Origin of the sequence: Bacillus sp. EU55, assembly GCF_038005925.1 — a bacterium.
GTDB lineage: Bacteria > Bacillota > Bacilli > Bacillales > Bacillaceae > Bacillus > Bacillus velezensis.
Map to the genome: position 1 here is coordinate 2,630,582 of NZ_JBBOUE010000001.1, position 19,649 is coordinate 2,650,230.

Sequence of the window (19,649 nt, forward strand, 5' to 3'; positions counted from 1 at the left end):
CATCCCTTGTACAAAAGAATTTTTCTGTGCTTTAACAAGTTAATCCGCCGTCTATCGCAATTGTCTGTCCGGTCATAAAGGACGATTCAGGAGAAAGCAGGAAACGAACGAGTCCGGTCATATCGTCTGTTTCGCCTAAACGTCCCATCGGCGTCCTTCTGATAATCTGCGATTTTTGTTTTTCCGGCATATTTTTCGTCATATCGGTGTCCACAAAACCGGGCGCAAGTGAATTGACACGGATTCCTTTAGACCCGAGCTCCCTGGCCAGGCTTCGCGTCAAGCCGTCAAGAGCCGCTTTGGATGCGCTGTAGACTGAAGTGCCTTTAAATCCTCTTGAGCCGATAATGGAGCTTATGTTAACGATTGATCCGGAATTTTGTTTCAGCATGACCCGGGAAACGTTTCGGGTCAGCTTGATGACTGAACCGATATTCAGATTGAGGATGCGGTCAATGTCTTCATCATTGGTCAGGGGCAGAAGCTGATCAAGGTTCAAACCGGCGTTATTGACCAAGCCGTCTATTCTGGAAAACTTGCGGTATACTTGAAGAACAAACTGTTTCATGGCGGCGGCATCCGCCGCATCCGCCGCTTCCCAATAAAAGCGGCCGCGGTACTTTTCACTCTCTCTCAATGTGTTAATAAAATCAGATTCACTGCGGCTGAAAGCGGCTACTTTGTAATCCTCATCCAAAAGCGTCTGTACAATCGCTTTTCCGAGCCCCCGGCTTCCTCCGCTGACGACCGCTACTTTTCCGTTATTCATATTTGCCTCCTGTTTTACACGTTTCTTATTTTTTTAAATCGATCATTAGACAGTTTCCGATCTGTAACAGAGATGATCTGCGGTATCTGATATGGCTGCAGCTTCTGTCTGCAATGAGCTACGGCCCGCTTTCTGAAAGATTTGATATCTTCCTCTTTTTCAAGCACGGCCTCTGCCGCGACAATCTCGCCCGTAATCGGATTTTTTCTGCCCGTTATGAGAACATCCCGGACATTCGGTATCTCCAGAAAGACGCTTTCCACCTCTGCCGGAAACACTTTCTCTCCGCCCACATTAATGATTTCACTCTTTCTTCCGAGAATTCTTATATATTCGCCGTCTGTTTCCACCTGGTCACCGGTGTCGTACCAGCCGTCCTCATCGAAGGGTGACGGTGCGTTTAAATAGCCGAGCATCGCTGACTCAGAACGAACCCAAAGCGTGCCTCCGGTAATTTTGGTCTCTGTTCCGGCACCGCCCACTTTCATCCAAGTGGATTGGCTGTCTTTTGATTTCGTTGAGAATATACCCAGTTCAGTTAATCCGTATGTTTGTTTCAGCCGTACATCCGGAAACAGCCGGTGGATGCCGCGCAGCGTTGATTGGGGCATCGGTTCTGTGCCGTAAGTGATCAGCCGGAGTGAAGAGAGGTTATAGCCGGCATCCGCCTTGGACATCAGCAGCATGTTTAAAAAGGTCGGGGTGGCGGGGAGCACTTGGACAGCATGTTTGTCGACCGCCTGATAAACGGACTCCGGCGTTCTGCTGTCTGATGTGACGATCGTCCCCCCGTTAAACAGAATCGCAAACAGCGTATTAATGCCGCCTATATGATCCAATTTCAGAAAAATAAGCGTACGCAGCGGTTTTCTCTTCGCCGTTTTATATTTTTCAAGCAGCCGGCCGGCGCTTAACACGGATGCTTTGCTTTTGCCGGAGGTTCCCGATGTGAAAATAATAATGCCTGACTCCCCTTTCTCGCGCAGGTCATCAAGCAGAGGGTGAGAGGCGCTTTCAGAACCTTCACGAAGCGTCCAGCTGTCATTTTCATTTATTTCAATGATTTGATTCACTTTCGCGTCTTCAAACATATCGAGATGCTTTTCCCTTGATTCATTGCTGAGAGGGACAACGATATTTCGGTTTAACAAAAGCGCCATCAGCAAAAAAATGGCGTTCGGGGAATAATCCCCGATAAGCGCCACACATTCTCCTTCACGTATTCCGTTTTGTTCAAGTTCTTTCTGAAAAAAGCTGATTCGTGTCAGCAAATCATCATACGTAAAAGTCTGCCCCTTAAAAATGAGAAACTCACTGTCCTGCGTTTCCCTAAGCTTATCAGTCACCCAGCTGATATCTCCCCTGCTTTCTGTTTTCATGATTGAGCACTGTCCATATATTTTTGATAAATATCACAAATGCTGCCGACGGTTGTAATGCTGGAAATCGTTTCTCCTTGGGAAAAAGGATCTACTCCGGTTTCCATCTCCATCTGTGCGACTAATTGAGCGATATCCAGTGATGAGAAGCCCAGATCCTCTATGACTCTCACATCATCTCCCGCTTCGACGGCCCGATATGACTGCTGTTCTTGAATATCCTGAATGATTTGAGCGATGATCTGCTTCATTTCCTTGGTTTGTTCCATTTGCTTTCAGCTCCATTCTTTATTTTATAAACTTCTGATGACCCGTTTATAATCCGGAATATGATCTTGTGAAGAGGTCGGCACCGCCAGCAGCTTGTCCACCTTGGAAATGGCCAGCAATGTATGATTTCTTTTCATATAGACTTCAATCTGATAGCTGATTTTCGCCACTGAGCTCATACCGAGGGACTCACCGTGAAAGTCGGGATCGCATTCTTCAATGTGTCCCGTCATATAAATATCAAGCTCTTCATCTGCAAAACAATTTCCGTAATAATACGTCTCTCTTTCAAGCAAAAATAAATGCCGCGCGATTGAAACCGGAAAACCCGGCTTCGACCGGCGCGTCATCCATTCAAATTCCGCCGCATCCATTATCTTGCTGAATTTCGCAAACACCATGGCATGCCCGGGCGCAGCATCCTGATCAACAGGAACCCGATATGAAACGGGGTCTGCTGTTTTGAGATTGCCCGGCTTCATACCGAAGGCGTCCGTTCTGATTTTCTTTGACCGCATCAGGGCGTAAGGCGGCTTGACTAGCTTAGAAAGTTCCGCAATGCATTCAGCCTTAGGCGCTGAGACTTTGCGCGTCGAACCTTCTGTTTGTGTGACGTCGACGACAATTAAACTATTGGCTTTCATAGAAGGAAACCGTCCCCGGTCCCACTCGCTTTTATCAGAGCTGACCGCTCCTTTCGGCCCGAACAAATAATCAGATTCTAATATGGTTTCTCCAAACCGGGAGATATCGACTCCGACGGAAACCTCGTCCCATAATCGGTACTGATCAAGAGGCTGATCTGAAGGAACTTTGAGATGTGTCATAAAATAAGCCGGATACAAAATCAGCCCTTGGTGATCGGCCATCTGATCAGGCCGGAATCCCGTTCCGTCCGTTAAATGGTGACTGTGTGCGTTGCCGAATAACAGCAGCAGCGCGTACTCATTCAAATTCCCTAACCCGACATGGCTCATCGTTAATTCATGATTTTCAATCAGCATGGTCTGTCCTCCGCAGAAAAAATGTAATGGCTAGTCATACTCAGCCTGTAATCGATACCAGCCTTTGCGCAAGAAGGCCGGCTGTTTCTTCCATGAGCTGTTTGCCGATCAGATCGACATGCCTGTTTCTCCAATTTTCAAGCGGGGTTCCTTTCACCCATTGATTAAACGCGCCGAGCGCAGGACCGCAATGAATTTGGTAATCTATTTTACTTTCGCTTTTTCCTTCCAGAGCGAGCCTTGTCGTATGAGAAAAATACCATTTAAATACCATCGCCATTTTGTGTTTCGGATTCTGTTCGGCTTTGGCGATCTGCTCAGGAGATTTATCACGTTTCAACTGCTCATACACTTCTTCAAAACTGCGCTGGAAATACTTTTCTTCAATTAATGTTTTCGTTTTTTCATCTATTTCATCTAAAGAATTGTATTGTCTGTACAAGTCAAAGAGTTTATTGGCTCTTGCCGGGAAAAACAGGCCTTTTTTCAGCACCTGCACCCTTGCTCCCGCTTCAAACATATCTCCCGCGGGAGCGTATGACGTATCCTGCACGTTCGCTTCCTGAAGCAGATCTTTCACTGAATCACTTGTCCCGGCTTCGACCGTGCATTGATTAATAGAACCGGTTCCGATAAATTCGGCGCCGAGCAGAAACGCGGCAGCAGCCGCTTCCGGAGTGCCGATGCCGCCCGCTGCGCCGATTCTTACTTTTTTCGCATAACCGTGCTTCTCCATCATGCGGTCTCTGAGTCTGATCATGGCAGGCATTAATGTATACGGAATCCCTTGGTCGGTATGCCCTCCTGAATCCGCTTCAACGCAAATGTCATCAGCCATCGGAATTTCTTTTGCAAGCGCCGCTTCCCCGGCTGTCAGCCGATTGTCAGACACAAGTCTTTCCAGCACATGAGCCGGAGCCGGATTCAGAAAGGCCTCAGCGACTTCAGGCCGGGATACTTTCGCGATGATTTTGTTTTGAACTGACACCGACCCGTCATGATTCCTGCTTAATCCCTTTGCCCTGTATATAACAAGAGCGGGGGTTATGCCCATAAATGCCGATGCTTCAATAAGATGAATGCCGTTTTTCAAATATAAATCTATCATTCTGACTTCCTTGTCAGGTGACATCATATGATGAAGAAGATTCATTCCGAATGTTTCCCCTTGCCGCAGTGCAGACCGGATGGTTCCGATGGCCTGTCCGATCCGTTCGATACTCAATCCGCCCGTTCCGAAAAAGCCCAGCATTCCCGCTTTTGCCGCTTTAATGACCATCTGTTCCGAAGCAATTCCCCTGTACATGGAGCCCGTCATGTAAGCATATTGGATGTTATAATCTTTTTTAAAATCTTCGTTCCCTAATCTCATTCCCGCCGTTTTTTGCGGATCAGCTGCCGATGCTTTAACATCAGCAGTATCAGACTCTTCTTTCGGCATAGGTAATGGGACGGCATCTTTTTTAATCTGACGCGTCAGTTTTGTCAGCACTTCCCCGGGCCCGACTTCTGCAATTTCATTATTTTCAAGTCCCATCAGACGGCGTATCGTGTCCGTCCACTTTACCTGATTGGTCATTTGCAAAGTCAGATTTGTTTTGATTTCATCATTCTTATAAGGTGCGGCATGAAGATTTGAGATCACCGGAAAACGAAGAGGCAAAAACGCCGTTTCTTCTAAATAATCCGCGAACTCTTTTTCAGCATCTTTCATATAGCGGGAATGGAAGGCGCCGCTCACATTTAAAGGAAGGTACATTCTCACGCCGGCTTTTTCAAAGACGGGGCCCGCTTTTTCAATGTCTTGTTTCGTTCCGGCGATCACAATTTGCGAAGGTGAATTGTGGTTAGCGATATCAATGCCGGTCAGATGATAATCGGATAGAACCTCTTTTACTTGTTCAGCGGTAAACCCCAAAACCGCCGCCATGCCTCCGGGAGCTGCCTTGCTCATGAGCTCCCCTCTTTTTTTCACAAGCTGCAAACCGGTCTCAAAATCAAAGCAGCCGGCCGCAAATAACGCATTATATTCTCCTAAACTGTGCCCTGCGGCGTAATCAGGCTCTCTGCCGGACTCTTTCATTTTCTTTAAATAACTGAGTGCACTCACCGTATATAACGCCGGCTGGGTAAATTGCGTTTTCCCCAGCTGGTGATTCGGATCCTCCAGACACAATTCTTCTATAGAGTAGCCTAATATGTCATCAGCCTGACGTGTGAGATCTTGAAATTCATCAAACAGTCCGGCTCCCATTCCTTTAAATTGAGAACCCTGCCCCGGGAACACAAACGTAAGCATCTTATCCTCATCCTTTCCGCATCGCCAATTTTGTATATCACATGTGGATCTCCATACAAAAACGTCTCTTATTTCATATATTGACTGGTGTAAACACCGGCATAAAAATAAAAACACAAACGCGTTTGCGATTCAGCACAGGTTTAAAAATCGCAAACGCATTGTGTTTTCCTTTTCTAACATAATTTATATAAAGACATCTTGCTTGTTTACTGAATGTTTCGCATGACAAGCTGCAGTGCCAATATGCCCGAAAACAGCCATGACGGCACACTTCTCCCTTATCATGTATATGTAGATATATACACTACAATCATTTTTATAATCCCTATTTCCTCTTCAACGTGCCGAAACAGCGATTGAAATTTAATAGGTGCTTTACATCAATTTAATAAATTTAACAAATAGTTGCTATTTAAAGAGAATAATATCAATTTATAGATAATAATGTCAAGGCTTTATTTCGTTATTTTCTGACATTTATTCCACAGTTTTATGTTAGGTGGACAGTCGGCATAATTGTTTCGGGATAAATGTCAGATAATTCCCTGAACCCTTTTCATGTCAAAGAAAATTCCTCGCTTCTCTGTCAATTGGGTCTATACTTATTTTTCATTTTCATATATTATGTAAAAAAAAGATGAATTAGAAAAATTTTTAATCATTTTAAATACTATCCATTAAATACTTTCTTTGTATAATAATTTCTTATTATTCTAAGGAGGACCCAGTCATGAAATGGTACGCACTTTTTGTAGAGTCCGGAAAAGAAGAAACAGTTCAAAAATTTCTGCGTCTGCAGTTTGATGAGCAGGCTCTCTACTCAATCATACCCAAGAAAAAAGTCACAGAACGAAAAGCCGGAATCAAATACGAGGCACTCAAAAAGATGTTTCCGGGATATGTGCTGTTTAAAACGAAGATGACAGAGCGGACATTTCATAAAATCAAAGAACTCCCCATTTCATGCAGAATCGTGAATAACGGCGCATATTATTCCAAAGAGCGTAAAACCTATTTCACGACAATTAAGGATGAAGAAATCCTCCCTATCATCAGGCTGATCGGAGAAGGAGACACTGTAGATTATTCAAAAGTCTATATTGAAAATTCAAAAGTAACCGTTGCCTCAGGGCCTCTTAAAGGAATGGAAGGCATTATTAAAAAGATCGATAAAAGAAAAAGACGCGCCAAAATCTGCCTGTCTTTTATGGGACTGGACAAAATGGTCAACGTCGGAATTGAAGTGCTCTCCAAACCCTAGCATTTCAAAAAAAGCATCAACAGCATGTGCCGTTGATGCTCTTTTTATATACAAACGAAAGCCCGACACCGAAATAACCCCGCTCACCACCGTCACGGTCAAACTTTTTGTTTTCAAGGCGATCACGATGGTCGGGATAAGCACGATCAAACCCGGCCAATTGATCAAAAGCGTTTGCTGTAAGAATGCAGACCGGCACATAAGAAAGCCACTTTAATACAGGTTGCGCCCATGACGCTACTGAATATTCACTTGCAGCTGAAAAATATGAGCCCCGACGATTTCAGAACCGCTCAAAAAAACGGAATATTCGGTGCCTTCGGAGCGGTGATCTTCATCAGCAGTATTTTCATCCTGACAAACTGGTTCAAAGGAGGCCACGCAGTCATCGGTGCGTTTCTCATCTATATTTGCTATATGATCGGCTGTAAATGCCTGTTATGAAGATACGGCACCGATGTGTATAAAAAAATGCACTTCCAGAACAATAATAACAATGCACTCAGTCGTGAGCAGTTTATATGACTGAATGATCATGAATTGTTATAATCAATGTCTAAAACATTCCGGGAGGCGAAATAAATGGCCAGAAAATTATTCACACCATGGACCGTTAAAGATGTAACGATCAAAAACCGTATTGTTATGGCACCGATGTGCATGTATTCCTCACATGAGAAGGACGGAAAACTGCAGCCTTTTCATATGGCGCACTACATATCGCGTGCTATCGGACAGGTCGGCCTGATTATCGTGGAAGCGACAGCCGTTAATCCGCAGGGGCGAATTTCCGATCAGGATTTGGGCATTTGGAGCGATGATCATATCGAAGGTTTTGCCAAACTGACGGAACAAGTGAAAGCACAAGGATCTAAAATCGGCATTCAGCTTGCGCACGCCGGACGTAAAGCTGAGCTTGAGGGAGACATTTACGCTCCGTCAGCCATTCCGTTTGATGAGCAGTCCAAAACACCGGCTGAAATGACGACAGAACAAATTAAAGAAACCATTCAGGAATTCAAACAGGCAGCGGCGCGCGCGAAAGAAGCGGGCTTTGACATTATTGAACTTCATGCGGCACACGGCTACTTAATGCACGAATTTTTGTCCCCTCTGTCCAATCACCGTACAGACGAATACGGAGGCTCACATGAAAATCGCTACCGCTTCTTAGGCGAGACCATTGAAGCCGTCAAGGAAGTCTGGGACGGCCCGTTATTTGTCCGTATTTCTGCATCGGATTATACAGACAAAGGGCTGGACATTGCGGATCATATCGGTTTTGCGAAGTGGATGAAAGAACAGGGAGTCGACCTCATTGATTGCAGCTCAGGCGCACTCGTTCAAGCTGATATTAACGTCTTCCCAGGCTACCAAGTGAGCTTTGCGGAGAAAATCCGTGAACAGGCCGAAATCGCAACAGGCGCCGTCGGTTTGATAACGACGGGAACAATGGCGGAAGAAATTCTGCAAAACAACCGCGCTGACCTTATTTTTGTCGCAAGAGAACTTCTGCGCGATCCGCATTTTGCAAGGAGTGCAGCGAAGCAGCTGAATACTGAAATACCGTCACCGGTTCAATACGACAGAGCATGGTGATGAAGTGACAGCCGGAGTTTTTCGATCCGGCTGTCTCTTTTTTTATTTTTTGAGAAACGATTGCCGAAGCTTCTCCGTCTTCCCTATAGAACCAATTAGAGGGGATGACTCCAATGAAAGCAGCATGGATGGAAAGGACATATCTGATTGACGGGTGTCCGTTTTATACGAAACACCGTAAAGGCGCCGGCGAAGTGACGATCGTCTTTGAAGCCGGCTACGGCACTTCTTCTGAAACATGGACATCATTACTCGCTGACATAGATGAAGAATTTGGGGTTTTCACATATGACAGAGCCGGAATCGGCAAAAGCGGACAAAGCCGAAACAAGAGAACGGCGGACCACATGGTACAGGAATTAAACGCTCTTCTTCTGAAGGCCGGCGTCGAGCCTCCTTATCTTGTCGTCTCGCATTCATACGGCGCGATTATCAGCAGACTTTGGGCGAGCCGGAACCGCCGGGATATTCTCGGGATGGTGATGCTTGATCCGGTTTCTGAGGATCAGGAGACGAAAGTGCTTCCGCTTCTTCCCGAAGAAATGAAAGCCGCCTATTTGAAACAGTTCATATTGGAAGGATCACACGCGGAATTTTTGACGAGCCTTCGTCAGATCAAGCATCAGCAGATTCATTTCGGCGATATGCCCCTGTTGATTTTATCATCGGGAGAGCGGGATGAGCACTTAAAGCACGCTCATGAACAATGGGTGAAACTGCACAGAAGCATGCTTGATGTCTCTTATCAAAGCGGATGGATTCAGGCCAAAAACAGTTCTCATGCCATTCACCACGATGAACCGCACATCGTCCACCTTGCCATTTATGATGTTTGGTGCGCGGTGCGCCAGCAAATGAATGCTCCTGCCTATCAGGCGGTAAACTGATTAAACAAAAGCCATTGTGCAGCGGCACAATGGCTTTTGTTATCGTGATCTATTTTGTCTCACGATGCAACGTATACTTTTTCAACCGGGGTGAATACTTTTTCATTTCTAACCGGTCCGGATTCGTCCGTTTGTTCTTCGTCGTAATATAATTTCTGTCCCCTGTCTCTGTACAGGCCAATGTAACATTCACACGCATCATTTTCACCCCTTATACAAATCGTAATTATTTCGTTTTATTATATCTCATCAGAAAAAAATGTCAAGCGTCCATTTTTTAAGACCGCTCCACAGTGACCTCCATGAAGTCAAATGCGATCTTACTGTTTTCAAATACCGCTTTCGCCTCATGTTCGAGACGCTCTATCGGCGATTCACCCTGATACCTTGCGCTGATATGAGTTAAAATCAGCTGTTTGGCGCCTGCTTTTTTTGCCGTTTGCGCAGCCTGTTCTGTCGTTGCGTGATAATAATTATGTGCGAGCTTTGCATCTTCCTTGGCAAACGTCGCTTCATGAACAAGCACATCCGCATTGCGCGCCAGCTCCGTTACCCGCTCTGATGCCCTCGTATCCCCGGAAAAAGCGACGATTCTCCCTTTTTTCGGAGGTTCCAAAAAATCCCTCCCGTTGATGATTCTGCCATCGTCAAGTGTGACCGTTTCGCCTTTTTTGATTTTCTGATAGACGGGTCCGGGCGGGATATTCAATTCTTTCAATCTGCCGGCCTGCAATGCGCCGGGAATATCCTTTTCCTGAACCCGGTAGCCGAACGCTTCCACGCCGTGAATGACGGATACTGCGGTAACAATGAATTGCTCATCTTCAAAAACCGTCCCCTCTTCGATTTCATGTACGGTAAGAGGATACGTCAAATGAGTCGCCGTCACGTGCAGGCTTGTTTCGATAAAGGCTTTAATGCCTTTTGGCCCGTAAATCGTCAGCTCTTCTTCACCACCCTGAAATGAACGGCTCCCCAACAGACCCGGAAGACCGTAAACATGGTCGCCGTGAAGGTGGGTGATGAAAATCTTCTCAATTTTCCTCGGTTTGATTGTTGTATGTAATATCTGATGCTGAGTGGCTTCTCCGCAATCAAACAGCCATACGGAACGCCTTTCTTCAAGAAGCTTCAGCGCGACGGACGTTACGTTTCTCGTCTTTGCCGGCATGCCGGCCCCCGTCCCTAAAAATAATAATTCCACAATGCTTCCTCCTAGATCTTTGTACTACTAAGGATACAGGATCAGGCTGAAAATGTGAATTCACCCGGGCCTTCTCCGGCCTGATTAATTTTTTTCCGCAAACCGCAAAAAACAGGCTGAAATGTTTGCTTTCAACGAATTTTAGATTTAAAATGAAGGAAATATGCGGGGTTTTAAACCATGCTTCAGATAAAGTGAGGTACTCTAAGTGAAAACAAACGACAAACCAAAAGCAGTAATTGTAATATTTGGTGCCACAGGGGATTTGGCAAAACGAAAACTTTACCCATCCATTCACCGTTTATATAAAAATGGTCAAATTGGTGAAGAGTTTGCAGTTGTAGGTGTTGGAAGAAGACCTTGGTCAAACGAGGACCTCCGGGAAACCGTTAAAACGTCTGTTTCTTCTGCCGGGCAAAAAGACATAGACGATTTCACATCTCATTTTTATTACCATCCGTTTGATGTAACGAATCCGGGTTCCTATCAGGAGCTGAATGTCCTGCTTGATCAGCTTGAACATACATATGAAATCCCGAACAACAGAATGTTTTACTTGGCGATGGCTCCTGAGTTTTTCGGCACTATCGCAAAATCACTTAAAAACGAAGGTGTCACAGCGACAAATGGCTGGTCCCGTCTCGTCATTGAAAAACCGTTCGGCCATGACCTGCCGAGTGCGAAAGAGCTTAACAAAGAAATACGCGAAGCTTTCACGGAAGATCAAATTTACCGGATCGACCATTACTTAGGCAAACAAATGGTTCAAAATATCGAAGTCATCCGGTTTGCGAATGCGCTGTTTGAGCCGCTGTGGAATAACCGCTACATCTCAAACATCCAGATTACGTCAAGTGAGGATCTCGGCGTTGAGGATCGCGCGAGATATTATGAAAAATCAGGCGCACTCCGTGATATGGTTCAAAACCATATTTTACAAATGGTCGCTCTCTTGGCGATGGAACCGCCGATTAAACTGAACACGGAAGAAATCCGCAGCGAAAAAGTGAAGGTGCTGAGAGCTCTCCGCCCTGTCGCTCCAAACGAAGTGAGTGACTTCTTCGTCCGCGGACAATACCAAGCGGGAACGATTGACGGAAACGCTGTACCAAGCTATACAGATGAACAAAATGTAGCACCGGATTCCAATACGGAAACATTCGTGTCCGGAAAGCTGTTAATCGATAACTTCCGCTGGGCCGGCGTTCCGTTTTATATCCGCACAGGGAAACGGATGAAAGAAAAATCAACGAAAATCGTCGTTCAATTTAAAGACATTCCGATGAACCTTTATTACGGCAATGAAACGAATGTAAATCCGAACCTGCTTGTCATCCATATTCAGCCGGATGAAGGCATCACACTATACCTGAACGCTAAAAAATTAGGCGGAGCCGCTCATGCTCAGCCGATTAAGCTGGATTACTGCAGCAACTGCAGTGATGAAATGAACACACCGGAAGCCTATGAAAAATTAATCCATGACTGTCTGCTCGGTGATGCGACAAACTTTGCCCATTGGGACGAAGTGGCGCTTTCCTGGAATTTCGTCGATGCGATTTCCGAAACGTGGGCAGCCGACAAAACCCTTTCTCCGAATTATGAAGCCGGGTCAATGGGACCGAAAGCTTCGGACGATCTTCTTGAAAAAGACGGTCTCCACTGGTGGAATATATAAGAAAACATCAAAAACCGCGGCGCCGTTCATGGACGGCCCGCGGTTTTTAATATCAGAAAAGCCCCCGCAATAACTGCGGGGGCTTCTTCATTACTTCATCCATTCAGTATGGAAAATGCCTTCTTTATCTGTGCGTTCATACGTATGCGCGCCGAAGTAATCACGCTGCGCTTGAATCAAGTTTGCAGGAAGCACTGCCGTACGGTAGCTGTCGTAATACGCAAGTGCGCTTGAGAACGAAGGTACCGGCACGCCTTGGGCTACGGCAAGTGAAATCACTTGGCGAAGGGCGCCTTGGTAGCTTTCTGCAATGTTTTTGAAGTAGCTGTCTAACAGCAGGTTGTCAAGCTCCGGTTCACGGTCATACGCGTCTTTGATCTTTTGCAGGAACGCCGCGCGGATGATACAGCCGCCGCGGAAAATCATCGCGATTTCACCGTATTTCAGATCCCAGTTATATTCTTCAGACGCGGCTTTCATTTGGGCGAAGCCTTGTGCGTAAGAACAGATTTTACTCATGAAGAGCGCTTTTCTGACCGCTTCAATCAGCTCTTCTTTATTTTCAGTGACCGGCTTAACGTCTGGTCCGGACAGAAGGCCGCTTGCTTTCACACGTTCTTCTTTCATTGCGGAAATGAAACGCGCAAAAACAGATTCAGTGATAATCGGAAGCGGCACGCCTAAGTCAAGAGAACTTTGGCTTGTCCATTTACCCGTTCCTTTTTGGCCTGCTTTATCAAGGATAACGTCAACAAGCGGTTTGCCCGTTTCTTCATCTTTTTTAGTGAAAATGTCAGCCGTGATTTCGATCAGGTAGCTGTCAAGCTCTCCTTTGTTCCACTCAGCGAATACTTCGTGAAGCTCTTCGGCAGACAGTCCGAGCACCTGTTTCAGAATGAAATATGACTCAGAGATCAGCTGCATGTCACCGTATTCGATACCGTTGTGCACCATTTTTACATAGTGCCCCGCTCCGTCCGGGCCGATGTATGTCGTACAAGCTTCTCCGTCCACTTTAGCAGAAATGGCTTCTAGAATCGGTTTCACGAGTTCGTGCGCTTCCTTTTGGCCGCCCGGCATAATAGAAGGCCCTTTCAGCGCTCCCTCTTCACCGCCTGATACACCCGTTCCGATAAAGTGAATGCCGCTTTCGGCAAGCTCTTTGTTCCGGCGCTGCGTATCTTTATAGTATGTATTTCCGCCGTCAATCAAAATATCGTCTTTTTCCAGATGAGGAAGAAGAGATTGAATCGTCGCATCCGTTGCAGTTCCCGCTTTAACCATTAATAAAATTTTACGGGGTGTTTCAAGAGACTGGACAAACTCCTCAATGCTGTATGTACCGACAACATTTTTGCCTTTTGCCTCTTCTAAAAACTCTTCCGTTTTGCTGCTTGATCTGTTGTATACAGACACAGAAAATCCCCGGCTTTCGATGTTAAGAGCCAGATTTTTACCCATTACCGCAAGACCGATAACTCCGATTTGTTGTTTTGACATATTCTAACGTCCCTTCTTCAAACGTTTAACCATTTTAAAATTTAAATTAAAATAAAATGATATTTATACTAAAGAAATTATCATACATAACCCCTTTTTTCAAGTTATTCACCTTTTCTTTTCATCCTGAAAAAAGTCTCTGTTAAAGCTCGTTCCCCTTGTTTTGCTTTCTTCTTTTTTTATAACGGCGCCTTTTCTGATCAGGTTTTGGCCGTACTTTTCATTCAGCTCGTTCATCATCTGAAAAATCGGCTCATCCTTTGCGTCCTCCTTGAATGAAAACAGATCAAGCTGTTTATACGCCTGCTGTTTTTCAACCAGTTCCGTCCCGGTGATGCCGAGAAGCCTTACCGGATTTTGGTTCCAGTGCTTGTCAAACAGTTCCATCGCCGCTTCCATGATGTCTTTTTTCTGATCAGCCGGATTGCTGAGGGTCATGCTTCTTGTGACCGTTTTCCAATCCGCATACCGAATCATGATGAACAGCCGGCAGGCCATGACCTCCTTACGCTGGAGCCGTTCGCTCACAGACAGCGCGAGCCGGTCAAACACGCCCGTTAATTCATCCCAGTCAGCCGAATCATGCGACAGGGTGGATGAGTTGCCGACGCTTTTAAATTCATAAATCCGCTCGGGATTGACTTCTGCAGGATGGATGCCGTTCGCTTTATCCTTCAGCCTCGGGCCGTTTATGCCGAGAAGCGTTTTCAGCGCATGTTCATCTCCTTTGGCCAAATCACCGATCGTTTTGATGCCGAGCGTTTTTATTTTTTCCGCAGTTTTCGTTCCTATACCGTGCATCTCTTCTATCGGAAGAGGCCATAAGACGTCCGGCAGCTCTCTTTTTCTTAAAATGGTGATGCCGAGCGGTTTTTTCATGTCAGACGCCATTTTGGCGAGAAATTTATTAGGGGCGATGCCGATGCTTGACGGAAGCAAAAGCTCTTTTTGCAGTCTCGCCTGAATGTCTTCGGCTGTCTCATACGCCCTGTGTCTGTGCGGTGTGTCCGTAATATCCATGTATCCTTCATCAATAGAAACAGGCTCGACTAAATCCGTATACTCCCTCAGAATGCTGAACATTTCTTTTGACGAACTCCGGTAGCGGTCAAAATTCGGAGGCACGACGATGAGTTCCGGACAGAGGCGTTTTGCCCGCCACACCGGCATGGTGGTCTTTACGCCCCGCGCTCTCGCTTCGTAGCTGCAGGTGACGATGATTCCTTTCCGTTCCTTCACGTTTCCGGCAACGGCGATAGGTTTTCCTCTTAAAGACGGATCATACGCCATTTCTACGGAGGCATAAAAACTATTCATATCGATATGAAATATAATTCTCCCTTTTCCGGCCACTCCCGGCGCCTCCTTTCCTTTCATAGACAACCTTATATATATGTAGTAAAATAAGAGCTGAATGGATGTGATAAAATGATTCTTGAGTCAATGAATGACTTTTTATTTTTAGTCGATTTTTTCACAATTATTCTTCCCGCTCTGACCGCGATCGGCATCGCTTTTCTTTTGCGTGAGCGCCGCGCAGGCGAGCATTGGAGAACGAAACGAATAGATGAACATCAAGCAGTCGTTCAGCTGAACCGAACAGACTTTCTTATTATTATATATCATCGCATTACAACTTGGATACGTAAAGTCATCCGCATGAATTCACCGGCGAATGATGATGAAGATGTCAGCTTCCTCCTTTTATAACGGCAAGTGAAGATAAAAAGGAGGAGACATAATTGTCTAAAACATATCAAAAATGGATCGCATTCGGATTATTTTTTATCGTACTGTGCACAGGCCGCTCGGCTTTTGCGGCGACATCTCAGACTCAGACGGGAGGCCTCGGGAATATCGGTTTTTTCCACGATTACCTGATCGAGCCGTTTTCGGCACTTTTAAAAGGTGTGGCGGGCCTGTTCCACGGTGAGTACGGACTGTCGATTATTCTGGTGACGATTATCGTCCGGATCGTTGTATTGCCTTTGTTTGTGAACCAATTTAAGAAACAGCGGGTGTTCCAGGAAAAAATGGCTGTGATCAAACCGCAGGTCGACAGCATTCAGGCTAAAATGAAACAAACGAAAGATGCGGAAAAACAAAAAGAACTGCAAATGGAAATGATGAAGCTTTACCGTGAGCACAATCTGAATCCGATGGCAATGGGATGTCTTCCGATGCTGGTGCAATTCCCGATTTTGATTGGTTTTTATTACGCCATCCGCTCAACGCCGGAAATCGCTTCACACTCATTTCTGTGGTTCAGCTTAGGGCATTCTGATATTCTTGTATCACTGTGCGCGGGAGCCATGTATTTCTTACAGGCTTATATTTCCCAAAAATTAAACGAGAAATATTCACCGGCTGCTCAAAATCCGGCCGCGATGCAGTCAGCAAAAATCATGGTCTTTATTTTCCCTGTCATGATGACCATTTTTTCACTTAACGTACCGGCTGCGCTGCCGCTTTACTGGTTTACAAGCGGACTGTTTTTGACAGTGCAGAATGTACTTTTACAGCAGACGCATCATAAAAAGAAACAAGCTGCGGCTCAGGCGGAGCCCGCCAAATCATAATACTGAAACCCTGCCGGAAACCTATCCGGCAGGGTTTTTTTCTTGTATCTGCAAGGCTTTAAGCCAATTATTATGAAGAATGAAAAAAGCACCCAATCAACTGGGTGCTTCGTTTTTAGTTGGCCGCTGTTTCGATAATGGCAACGACCATTTCCGCCGTTTTGACGAGCTCTTCAATCGGCATTTTTTCATTTTTCGTATGGATTTGTTCATAGCCTACTGACAGGTTGACTGTCGGAATGCCGTGGCCGGCAATGACGTTTGCGTCACTTCCGCCGCCGCTTGTCTGAAGTTCGCTCGGCCGGCCGATTTTTGCCGCCGCTTTTTTCGCGACTTCCACAACCTGATCGCCGTCCTGATATTTGAAACCCGGGTACATGACCGCGATGTCCACTTCCGCGCGGCCTCCCATCTCAGCTGCAGCAGATTCGAAAGCTTCTTTCATTTTCTGCACTTGCGCTTCCATTTTTTCAGGCACTAATGAACGCGCTTCAGCCAGAATATCAACCTGGTCGCAGACGATATTGGTTTGCGTGCCGCCTTCGAAACGTCCGATATTAGCCGTTGTTTCTTTATCAATACGGCCGAGCGGCATTTTAGAGATTGCTTTTGACGCGATTGTAATCGCGGAGATGCCTTTTTCCGGTTCTACCCCCGCATGAGCCGTTTTCCCGAAAATGGTTGCTCTCACTTTCGCTTGTGTCGGCGCGGCTACAATAATGTTGCCGACTTTTCCGTCTGAATCAAGCGCAAAACCGTATTTCGCAGTAATGTCTGAACGATCCATTGCTTTTGCCCCGACTAATCCCGATTCTTCTCCGGCCGTGATAATGAATTCAATGGTGCCGTGCTCGATGTTTTGTTCTTTCAGCACTTTAATGGCTTCAAACATTGCGGCAAGACCCGTCTTATCATCAGCGCCGAGAATCGTCGTGCCGTCGGATTTTACATAGCCGTCTTCCACAATCGGCTTAACGCCTTTGCCCGGGACAACCGTGTCCATATGCGATGTGAAATAAATCGTATCCGCATCTTTTGTGCCCTTTAACGTACAGATTAAGTTGCCGGCTCCATGCCCCGTCACTTCTTTTGTATCATCTTCTTTTACGCTCAATCCTAAATCAGTGAATTTTTGTTTGAGCACCTTGCTGATTTCCGCTTCATGTTTTGTCTCTGAATCAATTTGAACGAGTTCAAGAAATTCTTCAAGCAGACGTTTTTCGTTTACCATTTTCAGTTCCCTCCGTTTAAAGCGGTATATTACCGTGCTTTTTTTTCGGTCTTTCCTCTTCCTTATGCGCAAGCATGTCAAATGCCTGAATCAATTTTTTCCTCGAGTCTTCCGGCCGGATGATATCATCCACCATTCCGCAGGCCGCTGCTTTATACGGACCGGCGTTTTCCTTTTCGTATATGGCTTTTTTTTCGCGCTTCGTTTTCTCCGGGTCGTCAGAAGCCTGTATGTCTCTGCTGTATAAAATCGACGCCGCGCCTTCCGCTCCCATCACGGCGATTTCCGCATTGGGCCAGGCGAATACAAGATCTGCCCCGAGCCCTTTCGAATTCATGGCGACATAGGCGCCTCCGTAAGCTTTTCTGATGATGAGCGTCACTTTCGGCACCGTCGCTTCGGCAAAAGCATACAGCAATTTTGCTCCGTGACGGATGATTCCCGCATGTTCCTGCTGAAAGCCCGGGAGAAATCCCGGAACATCAGCGATTGTCAATAACGGAATATGAAACGCGTCGCAAAAACGGATGAATCTCGACGCTTTGTCAGCGGCATCAATCGTGAGGCTCCCCGCCAAGTGTTTCGGCTGGTTTGCGACAACACCGACTGTACGCCGTCCGAGTTTCAGAAAACCGACAACAATGTTTTTGGCAAAATACGGCTGAATGTCAAAAAACGTTCCGTCATCCGCCAGCTCTTTTATTACCTGTAACACATCGTAAGGTTTCGAACTGTCCGCGGGAACGAGGGTATTTAATAACGGTCTGGCGTCTTCCTTTTTAACGGGCAATGCCGTCTGTCCGCCGTGCGGGAGATAAGAAAGCAGGGTTTTCACAGCGGAAAGAGCCTCTTTTTCCGTTCGTGCGGAATAGTGGGCATTTCCGCTTATCACATTATGTATTCCCGCACCGCCTAAACTTTCCGCGTCAATCTGTTCACCCGTAACCTGTTCAATGACTTTCGGGCCTGTAATAAACATGTGCGACGTATGTTCCGCCATAATCACAAAATCCGTCAATGCGGGTGAATAAACAGCACCGCCGGCACACGGCCCAAGGATGACAGAAATTTGCGGAATCACTCCCGAGTAAAGGACGTTGCGCCTAAAGATATGACCGTATCCATTTAATGATACCACACCCTCTTGAATTCTCGCACCACCTGAGTCGTTCAGCCCGATGATCGGGGTTTTGTTTTTCGCCGCCAGATCCATCACCGCCGCGATTTTTTCCGCATGTGTCTCGCCGAGCGTCCCGCCGAGTACGGTAAAGTCATGGGCAAACAAATACACGGGCCGTCCGTCAATTGTGCCGTATCCGGTAACGACTCCGTCTCCCGGAGCATTCCGGCACCCGGGCATGCGGCTTTTGGCAAACGGCTGCAGCTCTGAAAAACTGTCTTCGTCCAATAAATAGTCAATTCTTTCTCTTGCCGTCAGCTTGCCTTTTTTGTGCTGTTTTTCATTTTTTTCCGCTCCGCCGCCGTTTGTTAAAAAGGAACGTCTTTCGTTTAAGTGTCTGATATGATCACTCATGCTCATCTTGAGTTTCTCCTTTTTCTATTGTTTCACAAAGCTCAATCAGGACCCCGTTCGCCTCTTTTGGAGAGAGAAATGCGATCTTCTTCCCGCCCGCGCCGTTTTGCGGTTCATGATGGATCAAAGTCATGCGGCATGATTCAAGCTCCTTGATCGTTTCCTTCATATCGGCGCAGCGGAATGCCAAATGATGCAGTCCTTCGCCTCTTTTCTGTAAAAAAGAGCTGACAGGAGACGCGTCCGACAGCGGCTCAATCAGCTCAAGCTTTGTGCCTCCCGCTTCTAAAAAAGCAACTCTCACATTTTGGCCGCTTACCAGCTCGTCTCCCATATACGTAAGCCCGAGCATCCGTTCGTAAAATCCTCTCGCGGCATCAATAGAGCTGACGGCAATGCCGACATGATCAAGTTTTTTCATAGCGCGGCCACCTGCTTTCCGCCATAGGATA

The 19,649-nt window shown here is 46.2% G+C and carries 18 protein-coding genes and 1 pseudogene; 7 read left to right on the forward strand and 12 right to left on the reverse strand.

Features of this window, described 5'->3' with window-relative positions:
- Positions 1-31: 31 nt before the first annotated feature.
- Genes NYE50_RS13260 through fabD form a run of 5 tightly spaced genes read right to left on the reverse strand, consistent with a single transcriptional unit; the run spans position 32 to position 5,721 of the window.
- Entirely contained in the window at positions 32-769 is a 738-nt protein-coding gene (locus NYE50_RS13260; RefSeq protein ID WP_014418315.1) for an SDR family oxidoreductase, read from the reverse strand.
- A 14-nt stretch (positions 770-783) separates the two neighbouring features.
- A complete protein-coding gene (locus NYE50_RS13265) occupies positions 784-2,148 on the reverse strand; it encodes a long-chain fatty acid--CoA ligase (RefSeq protein ID WP_110124247.1) in 1,365 nt (454 codons plus the stop codon).
- Positions 2,145-2,417 carry an acyl carrier protein gene (locus NYE50_RS13270; protein WP_003153264.1) on the reverse strand — a complete coding sequence of 91 codons (273 nt, stop codon included), beginning with the start codon at positions 2,415-2,417 and terminating at the stop codon, positions 2,145-2,147. Before NYE50_RS13270 ends, NYE50_RS13265 begins: the two co-directional genes overlap by 4 nt.
- A 24-nt stretch (positions 2,418-2,441) precedes the next feature.
- On the reverse strand, positions 2,442-3,422 hold the full coding sequence (locus tag NYE50_RS13275; protein WP_060562588.1) for an LnmK family bifunctional acyltransferase/decarboxylase: 981 nt from the start codon (positions 3,420-3,422) through the stop codon (positions 2,442-2,444).
- Between the two features lie 40 nt (positions 3,423-3,462).
- The gene (fabD, locus tag NYE50_RS13280) at positions 3,463-5,721 is read right to left on the reverse strand and encodes an ACP S-malonyltransferase (RefSeq protein ID WP_012117930.1); all 2,259 of its coding nucleotides are present in this window, start codon (positions 5,719-5,721) and stop codon (positions 3,463-3,465) included.
- Between the two features lie 733 nt (positions 5,722-6,454).
- Between fabD and loaP the strand changes: the two genes are divergently transcribed.
- The 4 genes and pseudogenes from loaP to NYE50_RS13305 all read left to right on the forward strand — a co-directional run bounded on the left by loaP (position 6,455) and on the right by NYE50_RS13305 (position 9,471).
- Positions 6,455-6,985, forward strand: coding sequence for an antiterminator LoaP (gene loaP, locus NYE50_RS13285; protein WP_007408401.1), 531 nt, complete (start codon positions 6,455-6,457; stop codon positions 6,983-6,985).
- A 231-nt stretch (positions 6,986-7,216) separates the two neighbouring features.
- Positions 7,217-7,429 (forward strand): annotated as a pseudogene (locus NYE50_RS13295) (hypothetical protein); the annotation flags it as partial.
- Between the two features lie 138 nt (positions 7,430-7,567).
- Positions 7,568-8,584, forward strand: a complete 1,017-nt coding sequence (gene namA, locus NYE50_RS13300) for an NADPH dehydrogenase NamA (RefSeq protein ID WP_003153250.1) — start codon at positions 7,568-7,570, stop codon at positions 8,582-8,584.
- A gap of 113 nt (positions 8,585-8,697) precedes the next feature.
- Entirely contained in the window at positions 8,698-9,471 is a 774-nt protein-coding gene (locus NYE50_RS13305; protein WP_061862372.1) for an alpha/beta fold hydrolase, read from the forward strand.
- Positions 9,472-9,520: 49 nt separating this feature from the next.
- Here NYE50_RS13305 and rpmG read toward each other — a convergent pair whose 3' ends face one another.
- Together rpmG and rnz are read right to left on the reverse strand one after the other, a co-directional pair.
- Entirely contained in the window at positions 9,521-9,670 is a 150-nt protein-coding gene (gene rpmG / locus NYE50_RS13310; RefSeq protein WP_003153246.1) for a 50S ribosomal protein L33, read from the reverse strand.
- Between the two features lie 78 nt (positions 9,671-9,748).
- Positions 9,749-10,675, reverse strand: coding sequence for a ribonuclease Z (gene rnz / locus NYE50_RS13315; protein ID WP_159354351.1), 927 nt, complete (start codon positions 10,673-10,675; stop codon positions 9,749-9,751).
- 208 nt (positions 10,676-10,883) lie between these two features.
- Here rnz and zwf point away from each other — a divergent pair, with 208 nt between their 5' ends.
- Entirely contained in the window at positions 10,884-12,353 is a 1,470-nt protein-coding gene (gene zwf, locus NYE50_RS13320; RefSeq protein ID WP_012117935.1) for a glucose-6-phosphate dehydrogenase, read from the forward strand.
- Between the two features lie 90 nt (positions 12,354-12,443).
- Here zwf and gndA read toward each other — a convergent pair whose 3' ends face one another.
- Positions 12,444-13,853 carry an NADP-dependent phosphogluconate dehydrogenase gene (gene gndA / locus NYE50_RS13325; RefSeq protein WP_159354352.1) on the reverse strand — a complete coding sequence of 470 codons (1,410 nt, stop codon included), beginning with the start codon at positions 13,851-13,853 and terminating at the stop codon, positions 12,444-12,446.
- Positions 13,854-13,961: 108 nt separating this feature from the next.
- Positions 13,962-15,206: a DNA polymerase IV gene (locus NYE50_RS13330; RefSeq protein WP_029973901.1), complete on the reverse strand. Its 1,245-nt coding sequence runs from the start codon at positions 15,204-15,206 to the stop codon at positions 13,962-13,964.
- A 75-nt stretch (positions 15,207-15,281) separates the two neighbouring features.
- Here NYE50_RS13330 and NYE50_RS13335 point away from each other — a divergent pair, with 75 nt between their 5' ends.
- Both NYE50_RS13335 and NYE50_RS13340 read left to right on the forward strand, forming a co-directional pair.
- Positions 15,282-15,563 carry a hypothetical protein gene (locus NYE50_RS13335; RefSeq protein WP_003153239.1) on the forward strand — a complete coding sequence of 94 codons (282 nt, stop codon included), beginning with the start codon at positions 15,282-15,284 and terminating at the stop codon, positions 15,561-15,563.
- A gap of 32 nt (positions 15,564-15,595) precedes the next feature.
- Positions 15,596-16,432 (forward strand): membrane protein insertase YidC, encoded by an 837-nt coding sequence (locus NYE50_RS13340; RefSeq protein ID WP_020956057.1) that lies wholly within the window; start codon positions 15,596-15,598, stop codon positions 16,430-16,432.
- 115 nt (positions 16,433-16,547) lie between these two features.
- Here the strand turns inward: NYE50_RS13340 and NYE50_RS13345 are convergent, their stop codons facing one another.
- The 3 genes from NYE50_RS13345 to mce are packed head-to-tail and all read right to left on the reverse strand — an operon-like array spanning position 16,548 to position 19,618.
- Positions 16,548-17,663, reverse strand: a complete 1,116-nt coding sequence (locus NYE50_RS13345) for a tripeptidase T (protein ID WP_003153237.1) — start codon at positions 17,661-17,663, stop codon at positions 16,548-16,550.
- Between the two features lie 16 nt (positions 17,664-17,679).
- Entirely contained in the window at positions 17,680-19,203 is a 1,524-nt protein-coding gene (locus NYE50_RS13350; protein WP_061862376.1) for an acyl-CoA carboxylase subunit beta, read from the reverse strand.
- Positions 19,190-19,618, reverse strand: coding sequence for a methylmalonyl-CoA epimerase (mce, locus tag NYE50_RS13355; protein ID WP_021494289.1), 429 nt, complete (start codon positions 19,616-19,618; stop codon positions 19,190-19,192). Before mce ends, NYE50_RS13350 begins: the two co-directional genes overlap by 14 nt.
- Positions 19,619-19,649 lie beyond the last annotated feature (31 nt).

Excerpts from the sequence above, each read along its gene's own strand:
- NYE50_RS13260 (WP_014418315.1), bottom strand. The coding sequence starts at position 769 with ATGAATAACGGAAAAGTAGCGGTCGTCAGCGGAGGAAGCCGGGGGCTC.
- NYE50_RS13265 (WP_110124247.1), bottom strand. The coding sequence starts at position 2,148 with ATGAAAACAGAAAGCAGGGGAGATATCAGCTGGGTGACTGATAAGCTT.
- NYE50_RS13270 (WP_003153264.1), bottom strand. The coding sequence starts at position 2,417 with ATGGAACAAACCAAGGAAATGAAGCAGATCATCGCTCAAATCATTCAG.
- NYE50_RS13275 (WP_060562588.1), bottom strand. The coding sequence starts at position 3,422 with ATGCTGATTGAAAATCATGAATTAACGATGAGCCATGTCGGGTTAGGG.
- fabD (WP_012117930.1), bottom strand. The coding sequence starts at position 5,721 with ATGCTTACGTTTGTGTTCCCGGGGCAGGGTTCTCAATTTAAAGGAATG.
- loaP (WP_007408401.1), top strand. The coding sequence starts at position 6,455 with ATGAAATGGTACGCACTTTTTGTAGAGTCCGGAAAAGAAGAAACAGTT.
- namA (WP_003153250.1), top strand. The coding sequence starts at position 7,568 with ATGGCCAGAAAATTATTCACACCATGGACCGTTAAAGATGTAACGATC.
- NYE50_RS13305 (WP_061862372.1), top strand. The coding sequence starts at position 8,698 with ATGAAAGCAGCATGGATGGAAAGGACATATCTGATTGACGGGTGTCCG.
- rpmG (WP_003153246.1), bottom strand. The coding sequence starts at position 9,670 with ATGCGTGTGAATGTTACATTGGCCTGTACAGAGACAGGGGACAGAAAT.
- gndA (WP_159354352.1), bottom strand. The coding sequence starts at position 13,853 with ATGTCAAAACAACAAATCGGAGTTATCGGTCTTGCGGTAATGGGTAAA.
- NYE50_RS13335 (WP_003153239.1), top strand. The coding sequence starts at position 15,282 with ATGATTCTTGAGTCAATGAATGACTTTTTATTTTTAGTCGATTTTTTC.
- NYE50_RS13345 (WP_003153237.1), bottom strand. The coding sequence starts at position 17,663 with ATGGTAAACGAAAAACGTCTGCTTGAAGAATTTCTTGAACTCGTTCAA.
- NYE50_RS13350 (WP_061862376.1), bottom strand. The coding sequence starts at position 19,203 with ATGAGCATGAGTGATCATATCAGACACTTAAACGAAAGACGTTCCTTT.
- mce (WP_021494289.1), bottom strand. The coding sequence starts at position 19,618 with ATGAAAAAACTTGATCATGTCGGCATTGCCGTCAGCTCTATTGATGCC.